Raw genomic sequence first — 12,104 nt, forward strand, 5'->3', positions numbered from 1 at the left:
TGGGTGAGATGTGTGTAGTTCATTATGCAATTTCGACTGGCCGGTCAAAAAGGCACAAATGCTATCGCATCTTGCCCTCATTAACCGGTACCGTTCATAAATTGCACTTCATCCTAGAATTCGCCCAATTTATTATGCTCAGATAACGACACTTTCTAAGCCGTTTTCCGTGAAGCACAAATTGCTTTGTCTGAAGCGGAGAAAATCAAAAGCGATATTGCGTCGGAAATGGATGCTTAATTACAGCGAAGGTGCAACCCGCCAAATTTATTTAAACGCAATAACGGCGCGGGTTGTAGCCCTGAGAGAGACTCGCTTATAAAGCGCCGAATTTAATGTCATTCATTAGCGCTAACGAAAATCTTCCTCGCAATCCTCGATTTTCATCTTGTCTGAATGGTGATCGTCACGGAAAATAAAGTCTTTATAAATGCCTTAAAACGGAGGGAGACATTTGCCCTCCGCTTGCTATTAAGTTTGATGGGTTCAGCCGTTCAACACTTTCATGCTTGCTTCCGGATAACGTTCACCCGCCACGGCATCCGTTGGGAAGATTGCCGTCAGTGCTTGCAGGTCGCTGGCTGATAATTGCAGTGCGAGTGCGCCCCAGTTTTCTTCCAGGTAGCGACGGCGCTTGGTGCCCGGGATGGGGATGATATGCGGATCCTGCGCCAGTACCCAGGCCAGTGCTAGTTGCGATGCACTGCAGCCATAGTCTTTGGCGAGTTTCTCCACCTTTTGGACTAATTGTAGATTTTTATTGAAGTTTTCGCCCTGAAACCGCGGGCTGAAGCGACGATAATCATCCGCTGCAAATTGATCTGGACTGGTAAATGCGCCGCTCAGGAAACCACGGCCTAATGGACTATAGGGAACAAAACCTATTTTCAGGCGGCGGCAGGTTGCCAGAACGTCGTTTTCCGGGTCACGCGTCCATAGCGAGTATTCGCTTTGAACGGCGGTAATAGGGTGGACTTGATGCGCTCGTTCTATGGTCGCCGCCGCAGGCTCGGATAAACCGATATAGCGAATTTTACCCGCTTTAACCAGATCTGCCATGGCGCCGACACTGTCTTCTATCGGCGTATTCGGGTCGATACGATGTTGATAGTAGAGATCGATATGATCAATCCCCAGCCGTTTCAGGCTGCCTTCCACCGATTGCCGGATATAGGCAGGACTACCGTTAATTCCGCGTGCTTGTGGATTGCTCAGATCGCGCACAATACCAAATTTGGTCGCGATAAAGCACTGATCGCGTTTACCTTTGATTGCCTTTCCAAGCAATTCCTCATTGGTGTACGGTCCATACATATCAGCTGTATCGAACATGGTGATACCTAATTCGAGCGCACGGTGAATGGTGGCAATGGATTCTGTATCATCGCGGTTTGCATAGAAATCACTCATTCCCATGCAACCAAGACCGATTGCAGAAACCACTGGGCCGTTTGCCCCTAAGCGACGAGTCAATCCGCCATCAGAGGCGTCGGTGGTTAAGTTGTTGACTGCTTTCATATTACGTTTCCTTTAAGGTGGATGGACTCATGAGCCCATTGTTTGTGCTTCTATGTCTTCGTACATGTCGATTTTTTTGCGCAGTACTTCAAGATTGCCTTGTAGCTCTGCCAGTGCCTGTTCGACGCTGTGTGTATGTTGCTTAAGCAGCGCTTTACGAGCGGCGACGCTTTCAGGAGTATTACCTTGGCGGCGCCATTCGGCATAGCGCACCATGTCGCGTATAGGCAGGCCAGTCCGTTTCAGTTTCAGCAAAAACTCGATCCAGCGAATATCCTCGTCAAAGAATAAGCGATGGCTGTTGTCACGTCGGGTGACCGGATCAAGCAGGCCAATACGTTCGTAATAGCGCAGAGTGTGGACACTTAATCCGGTCGCCACGGAGGCTTGTTGTATTGTTAATGTGGTGTTCATGGTTCAAAGTTTAGAAGTTAGAGTGCGCTCTAAGTCAAGCGCATTATTCCGCATTTTTGAAAAATTTTCTGAATAGTGATGGAAATTCAGCTTATCAATTGATCTAGTAACTTTTTTGCCCTATTGGTGATTCGAATGGGTGTGAATGGGTGTGAATGGGTGCGAATGGGTGCGAATGGGTGTGGCTTTGCCAGAAAACGACTGTTTTTCATTCGTAATAAGCAACTAATGTCAAATTGCAAGAATATTGTCAAAAAACCGCATGAATAGGGTATTCTTGCAGTTCAATGCGCTGCCTCCGAGAGCGTGGCAGCATGCTGGATCAGTATTCGTTATTTTTCTACTTTTTCACTTTTGCCATTGCCGTCTGTTTCATCGTCCTAAGTTTTTGCAACACAGCTGTGCAATTCAACGGGAGCGTCAGAATGAATACACCCAATTTTTCAGAGAAATTCAGTTGTCCAGAATTTTTAGCGATGGAACGTACCATCATTGATGATTTTGTGGATTGCACACGCGAATGCTGTGCTGAAGTTGAAGTCTGTGTCAAAGCACTCAATAATCAAGGCGGATCAGAGTATATCCATCGCATGTTTCGGTCGATGCATTCGCTGAAGGGAAACTGCCAGATGGTTGGCTTGGGACCGTTGAATGCGTTGTTGCACCGAATAGAAGAGGTGTTCTCTAAAGTACGTTCGCATCCTGAACAATACCTGCCAGAATTAGGCGAATTTCTGTTATTGGCGACTGATGAAATTGAGTTGTTGCTGTCCGAACTCATCAGCCATGGCGAGGCGGACGAAACCAAAAGAAAGCGTTTGTCTGATGTTTGCGATGCATTACACAAAAACACCTTGCAAGGATTGTCCCCCCAAGTTCTGAATATCGCCATAGAAAACCTTGGCGGCCGGGTATTTGATAAAGCGCCTGTTACTAAGGGCATTAAAATAGAACTCGCCGTTCCTGAAGATATGGCATTTATGCGGGGAATGGCTGCGCATCTGGACAAGCTCAGTATTTTTCGCAAAAATCGGAGCGAGCAGACTCTGGAACTGGTCACCGCTTTGAACGAGGCCTTGGGACGCCCCGCGGACCCTAAGCAATTAGAAGCAGCGTCCTGGATGCACGATGTGGGAATGTGTCTGATGCCGCAATCCATCTATAACAAAGAAAGCGCTCTTTCTCGCGAAGAGCAAAAAATCTTACAAGAGCATGTGCAATTCGGAAGTCAGATATTGATGCGGTTTGGTGGATGGGACGATGCGGCACGGATGGTGCTGGATCACCATGAATTCTTCGATGGCTCTGGCTATCCAAATGGTACCGCCGGCACCAATATTCACCCTGGTGCACGGATGCTCTCCATCGTCGATACGTTTAGCTCGATCACGACAGAGCGCTCTGATCGAGGTTATAAAAAGAGTTTGATGCAGGCCGTTTCAGAGATCAATGCCAATATCCATGTGCAATTTGATCCGGACATGGTGACGACATTTAATGATGTCGTGCGAAGCTTGATGATGAAGCAATGAGAATATAAGAGTGGGAGCATCTAAAATGGATGCTCCCACTTACTCACTTACTTACTTACTTACTTACTTACTTACTTACTTACTTACTTACTTACTTACTTTCTTACTTACCGGCTTTTGAACCACAAAAGATTATTGGGATAATCCAGTGATAGTTGCCTCTTTTGGATAGCTAATGACGTATTGTGCACCAAGTTTATATTCCTGACCTGGTTTGAGGCTGATGTCCCAGGAGACAATACCAGGTTGTTTGTGCCAGCTTAATTGCGTAGGCGTGGTCGTAAATTGGCTACTGACCTTGATATTATCGTTTTCAGATTTTGGCGTTGGTTCAACCAGCTCTAATTTAACGGCGGTCTTGTGTTGGTTGCTGATGCGGTAGTTGTGGGCAATTTTTTTCTCTGTCCGACTGCCGATAAAGCCGGTGTTGCTGGCGTCTCTTTGTTCAGGCTCAACCTCGACCCGCACTAGATTATCACGTCCAAAAAATAGCTCAACCTTATCTTCGCTGGCAAAGTGTAATCGGCTTTGTCCGACAAAGTCGCCGTCGCGGAATAATTGCAGATTCCCTTGTGGCCACGAGCCAGCAGGGCGCGCCGCTTCGGCCAATAGGTAGGCTTGTGCTTCTTGCTGTGCCTGGACGCGAACTTTTACATCAGCAGTGATCAATTGTGAGCCTAAGGAATAGGCAATTTTCTTACCATTTCCAATCAGACTGGCCTTGCCAGGGACGATAAACTCTGCGGCGTACTCACCTTCGAAAACACTGACATCAAAACTAACATTGGCTGGCGGAGGTGGGGTAAGCATATCAGGCTGTGCTAATTTTGCTTCAGCCAATCCTCTGCGAGCATAGGCAACTTGTACTTCTGGTGGCGGTATAAATGCTGGTGGAAGCGCACTCACTGGCGGTGTGTAAATATTGAGCAACCATGCCGAAGGCGGATCAATCTCGTTTGCCTGATTTGGCTGCACGGTCGATAATTTCAAATTCACGCCATTCCAATCCTCACCACTACTCTGCGCAACTTGGGCGTGGCGTTCTAGTTTGACCTCACCCGTGTTGCTGTTCAGATAGGCGCGGTAAATTGGAGCCCATCCTGCTTGCGTCATCCGATAAGAAATATGTAGTTCGGCATCTTGTTGCGTAGCGATACGAACAGTGACTTTTCTGACCTGAGGATTGGCCTGAACCTGGCTGGAAAGTTCTGAGCGTAAAGGCTTCAGTAATTTATCAATCTCTTCCAAACGTACTTGCGCCTGATGTTGGCGCTGTAAGGTGTCTAGCCCATTTTTGCGCAATTGTTCGATGGTCGTATTCATCGGGTTAGTGCTTGTCTGGCGTTCTGTGCCGACATTTTTTAAATAGCCCAACACTAAATCCTGCGCCCCCGCCTCGCTGGCAATGGCGGCGCGTTGTTCTTCTAATTCATGAATACGTTTATCCAACGCTGTATTCGCACATTCTGGTGCACGCACTCGATCAAGCGTCTCTACACTAATGTCTCCGACCTGGATTCCATTATCGGCATGTACTGATAATGAGTCCGTATCGAAGCGTGCCGACAGGCAATTAAGAACGACCTCTTTCATGCCAGCACTAACTCTGGCAACTCGCTCGACTGTTGCGCCACCCGGATAAACGAGGACGTTGCTGATGTTGGACGGGGTTGCGGACTGCGCAAAACACAGATGCGGTAGCACTGCGCTAAAGGCAAGCAAAGACTTTCGCATAGAATATCCTGACTTAGTAAAGGCATATCGAAGGCAGACTAATAAGGGCTTGAAATCATATTTATTACCCCGATCTGCTAATTCTTAATTGAAATGATCGCTCGCCAGTATCTCAGAATTTTCAACAAAACAAAACACGTGCAATGTTGCAATGCCCACTCAGTTTTACGATGCGTGAAGAATTTTATCGGTCAAAATGCCCATGTTGCAGACGTGTAGAGGATTCGATTTTGTGGCAGTTGGGCAAAGACCGCATTTGATGGTCCGCCATACAACCGCATTCCTGCTTCCAGATGCCAGCGATCACCTTGCCATTCGACACTGGCACTGTTGGCGCGACCTTTATCCTCAGGCGTATAGAGTGTATCGATGGCCACCTGCCACGCACCGCTCTGCCAGCTCCAACGTGCAAAGATATTTTTTTGACGCAAATTATTGGCCGCTGAAAATAAATTCGCTTGCCATGCTACGTTGAATGCAGCGGGCGTTTTCAGTGTTGGTACGGCGTTGGCTAGTTGTCCTAAGGCCGTATTTCTTTGACGCCATTGTTGCCATTGGCTATTTGATGGCGCTGCGCCATCCCACCAGGCTTCGATGATAAAACTCTGTTGATTTTCCGTGGTATAGGTCATTCCTATCACGGCTTGTTGAATATCATTTTTAAGTGGGGCGTACCATGGCGAGGTTCTGGCAAGCAATGACGCCGGCGGCATTAGCGTTAATAGCGCCATTTTTTGGCTGTAGCGATACGATGCATGCACCTCCATTGAATCCGATAGCACCCACGCCGCTGCACTACCAAGGCTGCCGCCAGTTTCTTGCCCGTAACGGCCGAAGCCATAGAGATCAAGGCTCCCGGCGTGATGGTAGGCACGCGCGACGAATGCTTGCTCGGTCGATGCATCCGTATTTGCGGCATGACCCGGATTAACGAACGCTAATGCCAGTGAACTCTCTGCATCAAAATACTCTGCCATTACCATTGGTCTGCCGATCAAGGTGCTGGTGATGAAGGCTTGGCGTTTTTCTTGTTGAATCATATCGTTAGGACGAAAACCGTAGGCCACGTCCCAACTTACAATTTTCTTACCAGCACTGAATTGCCATGCGCCATTGCCCCAACCCGTGTAGAGCTCGTTTAACCATGCACTTACATTAGTTCCACCATGATCAAATGCATGACCTTGCACGGTGCCGATAGCGGTGATACCGTGCGTGGCTACATGCAACTCAGTCTGGATAGTGGCGTCATTCGTATTTTCAGTAATAAATCCTGGTAACAATTGATTCGTGGCGGCTACGGGACCTGCAGCATTGTTGTTGGCATTCATCCACAAAGTGCGAACCTGACCACTCAGCGCGATTTCATTCGTACCGGCGGCATTCACATCGGCGGCATTCACAATCTGACCGTTCGCACAGAGGAGCATTAGCGTTATGAGGCGAGATAATCTTGATGCATGAGTTATCGCCTTGGCGGATGAAACCATGAGTTACTCCAGATTGGGATTTTTAGCTAAGAACATAGGATTGAGCCACTGGTCGGGTATCGATTTTGGCTTCCTTCCCAAATACTGCACGCGGGTCTCTTTGTGACTACTTAACTGGTCTAGTAGAATCATTTGGCTTACCGCCGTTGGCGCTTGCGGCTTATCGAACACAAAACTTGCTTGTTTCGCCAGTTTTTCTGATTGGACATAAAGATCCGCTTTTAATGGTTCGTGCAAGGTTTTCCCCAGCCACAACTCGATGTGTTGATAGGCGACTGATTTACGGCTCGCATTGAGGCTCAGATGCAGGCAGGAGCGACCATCACATTGTTCTTCGCCGACGATTTTTCCTTCGTAATCTTGTTCCCATGCAGTGGTCGCAATATCGCCGATCGATGCGTCGCCAAGTAATTTTTGCATCGGTGTAATACGCATAGGACGTTGACTACCAGGTAATAGCATCCAGAAGTCATCGCCGGACATCAGCACTTTTTGGCCTTTTTCGGCAGGACTTTGCATCAGCACTAAGGACTGACGATTAGGACGGTTATAAACCAGATAGGCACGCTCTTTTTCTTTGTTTCCATCGTGACTGAAGGTAGTGATGATTGTTTCAACTTGCATACTTTCTTCGCCAAGTCGAAAATGGTCAGCGGCCTTCAAGAGGTTTTTAAGTTCATCGGCATGCGTGAGTGCGCAAACATTTGTCAACATCAGAAACAAACTGACGGACAGGAATTTCTTATTTTTCAGTAACATGATGTTTCCTTCATTTAGTTATGCGCTAAAGCATCGACAATGGGTTGCTGCATCGTTTTGCGAGCAATTAAGCCGGACGACAGCATTGATAATGCGATCATTCCAAGTAGGGTAAAAAAGATCATTGCAGCGTCGATAGTAATGAGCAAGGGGTAGCCGGTTGAACGACCAGGTGGTGGCGGCATTTCAACTGGAAAAATTAACAATAAGACGGCAATCGTCATGGCAATAATTGCCCCGGTTATCGCGCCAGCAGCACCGAGGAACATGCCTTCAAAGGTAAAACTACGTATCAATTCTGAGGGGAGGGTTCCCATCGCACGCAGGCTGCCAATTTCGCGGGTTCGTTCAATGATCGCCATCGCCATCGCATTGGTGACGACAAACACCACAATGACACTGATGATCAATCCCAATGCACCAAAAATTCGGTTATAAAGATCGCGCACCGATTTATAGAAGAATGCTTCATCGAGCCAGGTTTCTACTTTCAATGTGGGCAAAAGTTGACTAATTCTTTGTTGTGCAGGATTGGTCGCTTGCATGCTATCTAAAAACACACCGAGACTGGAAACGCGCTGCGTATTCAAGATCTTTTGCGCGGTTTTGATATCGGTATAGACCAGGCGCTTGTCGATATCAGGAATGCCCGTTGATACGACACCTTTCACTTTGACATCCATGGCGTTGAGTGCACCATCAACCGTACTGACCATTAATGTTAAATCACTGCCAGTTTTGGCCTTCAGGCTTTTTGCCAGTGCTTCACCCAGCATGATTTCTGCAACAGGCGCATTCGCTTGTAAAATTTCGCCTTCCTTCAATGTGAGAAACGGCCCCTTTACGGCAAATTCTGCCTGCGGGTCAATCCCAATTGCCAGCATGATGGTTGACTTGTCGCCATTGCTAATGAGACCGCTAAAATCGACTCTGGGCAGTACATAGCGAACGGCGGGGTCACTCAGTATTTGCTGTTGAAGTGCCGGCGCATTGTCCATGCCGAATTGCAGAGGTACATCTTCTTCCGTATTAAAGTGTGCAGGCGTGCCAACGATCAAATGCCCTGTAGTCCGCGCGGCTGCTTGAGATAAGCCTTCATAAGTAGAATAAGCGAACCCACCCGCTAACAAAATCGCTGCGGTGCCCAGGGCTGCGATGGCTACCGTGACTAAGGACCGACGACGATTGCGCTGACTATTATGAAACGCAAACTTCAGCCAGGTGATATTGTCAGTGAATAATTTCATTGTAGTTTCCCATCCAATAAAGCAACAATGCGATCAGATCGCCGCGTTAAGCGCTCGTCGTGACTCGCAATAATGAAAGCCGCACCCTCAGCGTGGCCACGCTCACGCATCAGGTCTAGTACCTGATCGGCTGTGTGTGAATCGAGACTTGCGGTGGGTTCGTCGGCGATCACGATGGATGGCCGTTTAATCAAGGCGCGGGCAATTGCTACGCGTTGCCTCTGACCGCCTGACAGCGCATCGGGTAAATGTTGTGCATGTTCATGTAATCCGACTGCTTTGAGTTGTGCCGCGACGCGTTCTTTGCGCTCGGCGAGCGGGACGCCAGTTAAAAATAAGGGATAGTCGACGTTTTCCGCAACGGTCATGACAGGCACTAAATTAAAGCTTTGGAAAATAAACCCAATCGTGTCGCGTCTTTGTATCGTCAATTGTCTCTCGGTCAACGATTTGGAATTGACACCATTGATCATCACGTCGCCTGTATCGGCACGATCAATCAATCCACATAAATTCAAAATCGTACTCTTTCCACTACCCGAGGGGCCAGTTAAGGCTAATAATTCCCCTCTTTGTATCTGCAAATCAACGCCACGTAGTGCTTGCACCAAGTGCTCACCCAACCGATATGCCTTATGTACGCCGTGTAATTCCATGATGGCTGTTTGGTTCATGATGGAATGCCTTTCAATAAACTGGCAGCGCTGTTTGCTTGTGGCGCATTGGCTTGTATGACGGCATTTAAATATGTTTTTGCCAGCTCTGGATGCTTTTGTTCAAGTGCCAGATTGGCTGCACGTAACCATACGGCACCACGAAAACTACTTACCGTGTTTATAAATTGTGGATGCTGCAAAATCTCATTTAAGAGCTTTTGACCTTGGGCGGCACGATTCATGAATCCCGGTACTGCCAAAAACGTATTGGCGGCAACAAACTTTACTTCCAAAGTGACGGGCACGTTGCCGTGCATAGCAATACCAGAGTTGCTATTGCTCAGGTTGTCGACATTGGTCGTTATTTGTAAGGCCTTGTCCAGTTTTGCCATCCCATCTTCGGCATACGACATTTTCTTCCATGGAAAAATGGTGGTAGTCGCGAGCTTTGCCGTAGCTGCACCTGCATACGCCATTAAGAGGGGATTTGCTGGTTCTGCATTCAGCAGCTGCTGAAACTCTTGAGCAGCTTGCTCAGTATCAGTATTACCAGATGCGGAAGTAAATTTTTTAAAACTGGATTGAAATGCAGGTTCAGAAAAAGCGCTGGCAGAATTAATGACACAAAAAAATGATGCCAGAGCTACAGTGAGCGAAATGCTTGAGCGTGCTGTGATTGCTTTCATGTTGATCTCCTGTTAGTGAAGGACTACGACAGGCGAAGCTTAAATTTGGCGCGTGTTCCGTACCAGGGATTTGCGACTATTGGAGAAAGTCTGGCGTGAACGCGGTAAATTGTGGCGCGAATGGAGATGCTTAGATGTGGGGAGGCGGGTGCTGAATATGCCGAAATGCTATTCCGGCATGAGAATTTATGTGGCGTTAAATCGTACGGATAAGCAAGTCATGGCTAAGGCTTTTGCAAGAGAGGAAGATCTCCTGACTTACGCCCTTTGAGAATCGCTGCATTAATCTTATTCAGAATACTTTTGTCGGTATTTAAGCCGGACACGAAATAAACATCATCTGCTAAAAATGGCTTGCTGATAACCCGGATGCCATGTCGATCCGTCGAGTCGCTGTGAATATTTCTATCTTGCATATATAGGTTAAGATCATTTTCCAATTCTTTGGCAGTGCGAGTACGCGAATTGAGAAGCATTGCATCCATGCGTCCGGACATCAGTTTTTTTAAGCGTGAACTTATCTGAGACGGATCCTCTTCTACTTTGAACCACACATTTCTCATTCCATCAATTTCATCGTTGTAACGTATTCCGCGTACGATCCCAATTGATTTTCCCTTTAATTCCGCATGGCTACCAGTTTCTATTGAGGAATCATCAGGTACGATGAGCCAGACATAATCCGTAAATATACTCTCAGAGTACGCCAGGAATTTCAGTCGTTCGCTGGTTTTTGATATCCCGTAGCCCAGCCCATCTCCTTGTTTGACACCTTCAATCACTCTGGGAATTGGCAAACGACGTATGTCAAAGTGAATCCCGATCGAATGTTCAATAAATTCGAGGATTCTTTGATTTTCCGGACGAATGGGAATAACTTCACCATTGTCGTCGCGTGATTCCCCGGTCAACAGCGTAATTGACGGGACGCCATTAGGCGTCACTTGTGCGCAGCCATTGTCTGACCACAGCGAGAGGGCACTCAGTAGTAAAGTAAATACGCCCAGTCTTGAGAGAGAAATCTGAACCATGCAAACTCGATAAAACGTTATTAGGCGTAAAAAAAAGCAAGCCTGTTATGTAAGTGTTAAATTTGTAATAAATTATTTGTAACGTTTAACACAATTATAGCCCCTGAATGCGCTAAGAAAAGGTGATTTCAAATTTGCTGTGATGGGAAACCAACAAAGTTTTAAATTAAAAAATGGTAGAAAAATCGCTAATCGACGACTTTCATTTAGTGAATGCTAACTTTTATGTCACGTCGTGTATAGATTTTTTGTTGCTCTAAAATCATTAGATAAAATTTCTACATTAATTGGAATGTTTTCTTCTCATTGTGAATTATTGTCATAGGTCGTTTTTTCTCCGTTTTGATTTTCTATCATGTGCTTTATCAGATAGGAGAAAAATCATGCCATTAGTAACCATTACCCTTCGTCGGCCAAAAACTGCAGATTTTAAAACGGCGGTATTCGATTCAATTCACGGTGCTTTGGTTGAATCTGGCGTACCAGTTGATGATTTATTTCAGCGCGCTCTAGAGCTCGATGCTGTGAATTTTCGATTTGATGCACGTTACCCGGAGGCGAAACAAGACCGCGATGAAAATTTCGTGTTAGTCGAAATTTTATGGTCCGTCGGCCGTAGCGTTAAGGTTAAAAAGAAACTGTTAGAAAGTTTGATGCACCGCTTAAGCGATCAAAATATTCATCCAGAAAATGTAATGGTTGTATTCAAAGAAACGACGTGGGAAAACTGGTCGTTTGCCGGTGGACGGTTAATCCATACCTGAATCAAATTTGAATCAAAGTTAGTTCAAAGTTAGTTCAAAGTTAGTTCAAAGTTAGTTCAAACTTGATTCATTGTTGTTGAAGTTTGAGCCCGAAACGTCATCAATTTTATTTTTTCCCAAATGTAATTATTTTTGTATTCTTCTTATCCCCCTATGTCAGGATAGATGTCGCGTCAATTAATTCACATCAACCGTATTGGGGCGGAGTAGAGACATGCAGTGAATCGTTATCCAGCAGAACGCAAGGAGGCCATCCTTAAGCAGATGATGCCG

At 46.5% G+C, this 12,104-nt stretch carries 11 protein-coding genes; 2 read left to right on the forward strand and 9 right to left on the reverse strand.

Translation table 11 applies throughout. The annotated features are described in order from the left end of the window. Window positions 1–486 precede the first annotated feature (486 nt). Together ACO0K1_RS19290 and ACO0K1_RS19295 are read right to left on the reverse strand one after the other, a co-directional pair. Entirely contained in the window at window positions 487–1,518 is a 1,032-nt protein-coding gene (locus tag ACO0K1_RS19290) for an aldo/keto reductase (protein WP_423028706.1), read from the reverse strand. A 27-nt stretch (window positions 1,519–1,545) separates the two neighbouring features. Next, on the reverse strand, window positions 1,546–1,932 hold the full coding sequence (locus tag ACO0K1_RS19295; RefSeq protein WP_423028708.1) for a MerR family transcriptional regulator: 387 nt from the start codon (window positions 1,930–1,932) through the stop codon (window positions 1,546–1,548). 425 nt (window positions 1,933–2,357) lie between these two features. On the opposite strand from ACO0K1_RS19295, the gene ACO0K1_RS19300 reads away from it, so the two are divergent. Continuing rightward, window positions 2,358–3,464, forward strand: a complete 1,107-nt coding sequence (locus ACO0K1_RS19300) for an HD domain-containing phosphohydrolase (protein ID WP_423028710.1) — start codon at window positions 2,358–2,360, stop codon at window positions 3,462–3,464. A gap of 132 nt (window positions 3,465–3,596) precedes the next feature. Here the strand turns inward: ACO0K1_RS19300 and ACO0K1_RS19305 are convergent, their stop codons facing one another. The 7 genes from ACO0K1_RS19305 to ACO0K1_RS19335 form a co-directional block, all read right to left on the reverse strand. Further along, window positions 3,597–5,198, reverse strand: a complete 1,602-nt coding sequence (locus ACO0K1_RS19305; RefSeq protein ID WP_423028712.1) for a mucoidy inhibitor MuiA family protein — start codon at window positions 5,196–5,198, stop codon at window positions 3,597–3,599. 191 nt (window positions 5,199–5,389) lie between these two features. After that, on the reverse strand, window positions 5,390–6,688 hold the full coding sequence (locus ACO0K1_RS19310; RefSeq protein ID WP_423028714.1) for a hypothetical protein: 1,299 nt from the start codon (window positions 6,686–6,688) through the stop codon (window positions 5,390–5,392). Window positions 6,689–6,691: 3 nt separating this feature from the next. After that, window positions 6,692–7,447, reverse strand: a complete 756-nt coding sequence (locus ACO0K1_RS19315; RefSeq protein ID WP_423028716.1) for an outer membrane lipoprotein-sorting protein — start codon at window positions 7,445–7,447, stop codon at window positions 6,692–6,694. Between the two features lie 14 nt (window positions 7,448–7,461). Next, the gene (locus tag ACO0K1_RS19320) at window positions 7,462–8,694 is read right to left on the reverse strand and encodes an ABC transporter permease (protein ID WP_423028718.1); all 1,233 of its coding nucleotides are present in this window, start codon (window positions 8,692–8,694) and stop codon (window positions 7,462–7,464) included. Then, window positions 8,691–9,368, reverse strand: coding sequence for an ABC transporter ATP-binding protein (locus tag ACO0K1_RS19325; RefSeq protein ID WP_423028720.1), 678 nt, complete (start codon window positions 9,366–9,368; stop codon window positions 8,691–8,693). Before ACO0K1_RS19325 ends, ACO0K1_RS19320 begins: the two co-directional genes overlap by 4 nt. Next, a complete protein-coding gene (locus ACO0K1_RS19330) occupies window positions 9,365–10,036 on the reverse strand; it encodes a hypothetical protein (RefSeq protein ID WP_423028722.1) in 672 nt (223 codons plus the stop codon). Before ACO0K1_RS19330 ends, ACO0K1_RS19325 begins: the two co-directional genes overlap by 4 nt. Window positions 10,037–10,260: 224 nt before the next feature. Beyond that, the gene (locus tag ACO0K1_RS19335; RefSeq protein WP_423028724.1) at window positions 10,261–11,067 is read right to left on the reverse strand and encodes a substrate-binding periplasmic protein; all 807 of its coding nucleotides are present in this window, start codon (window positions 11,065–11,067) and stop codon (window positions 10,261–10,263) included. 383 nt (window positions 11,068–11,450) lie between these two features. Here ACO0K1_RS19335 and ACO0K1_RS19340 point away from each other — a divergent pair, with 383 nt between their 5' ends. Then, a complete protein-coding gene (locus tag ACO0K1_RS19340; protein ID WP_423028726.1) occupies window positions 11,451–11,831 on the forward strand; it encodes a tautomerase family protein in 381 nt (126 codons plus the stop codon). Window positions 11,832–12,104: the final 273 nt, after the last annotated feature.

It is taken from the genome of Undibacterium sp. SXout20W (assembly GCF_049340285.1).
GTDB lineage: Bacteria > Pseudomonadota > Gammaproteobacteria > Burkholderiales > Burkholderiaceae_D > Undibacterium.

What these genes read in the sequence shown, in the direction of transcription:
- ACO0K1_RS19290 (WP_423028706.1), bottom strand. Translation starts at nt 1,518, where the DNA reads ATGAAAGCAGTCAACAACTTAACCACCGACGCCTCTGATGGCGGATTG.
- ACO0K1_RS19295 (WP_423028708.1), bottom strand. Translation starts at nt 1,932, where the DNA reads ATGAACACCACATTAACAATACAACAAGCCTCCGTGGCGACCGGATTA.
- ACO0K1_RS19300 (WP_423028710.1), top strand. Translation starts at nt 2,358, where the DNA reads ATGAATACACCCAATTTTTCAGAGAAATTCAGTTGTCCAGAATTTTTA.
- ACO0K1_RS19305 (WP_423028712.1), bottom strand. Translation starts at nt 5,198, where the DNA reads ATGCGAAAGTCTTTGCTTGCCTTTAGCGCAGTGCTACCGCATCTGTGT.
- ACO0K1_RS19310 (WP_423028714.1), bottom strand. Translation starts at nt 6,688, where the DNA reads ATGGTTTCATCCGCCAAGGCGATAACTCATGCATCAAGATTATCTCGC.
- ACO0K1_RS19315 (WP_423028716.1), bottom strand. Translation starts at nt 7,447, where the DNA reads ATGTTACTGAAAAATAAGAAATTCCTGTCCGTCAGTTTGTTTCTGATG.
- ACO0K1_RS19320 (WP_423028718.1), bottom strand. Translation starts at nt 8,694, where the DNA reads ATGAAATTATTCACTGACAATATCACCTGGCTGAAGTTTGCGTTTCAT.
- ACO0K1_RS19325 (WP_423028720.1), bottom strand. Translation starts at nt 9,368, where the DNA reads ATGAACCAAACAGCCATCATGGAATTACACGGCGTACATAAGGCATAT.
- ACO0K1_RS19330 (WP_423028722.1), bottom strand. Translation starts at nt 10,036, where the DNA reads ATGAAAGCAATCACAGCACGCTCAAGCATTTCGCTCACTGTAGCTCTG.
- ACO0K1_RS19335 (WP_423028724.1), bottom strand. Translation starts at nt 11,067, where the DNA reads ATGGTTCAGATTTCTCTCTCAAGACTGGGCGTATTTACTTTACTACTG.
- ACO0K1_RS19340 (WP_423028726.1), top strand. Translation starts at nt 11,451, where the DNA reads ATGCCATTAGTAACCATTACCCTTCGTCGGCCAAAAACTGCAGATTTT.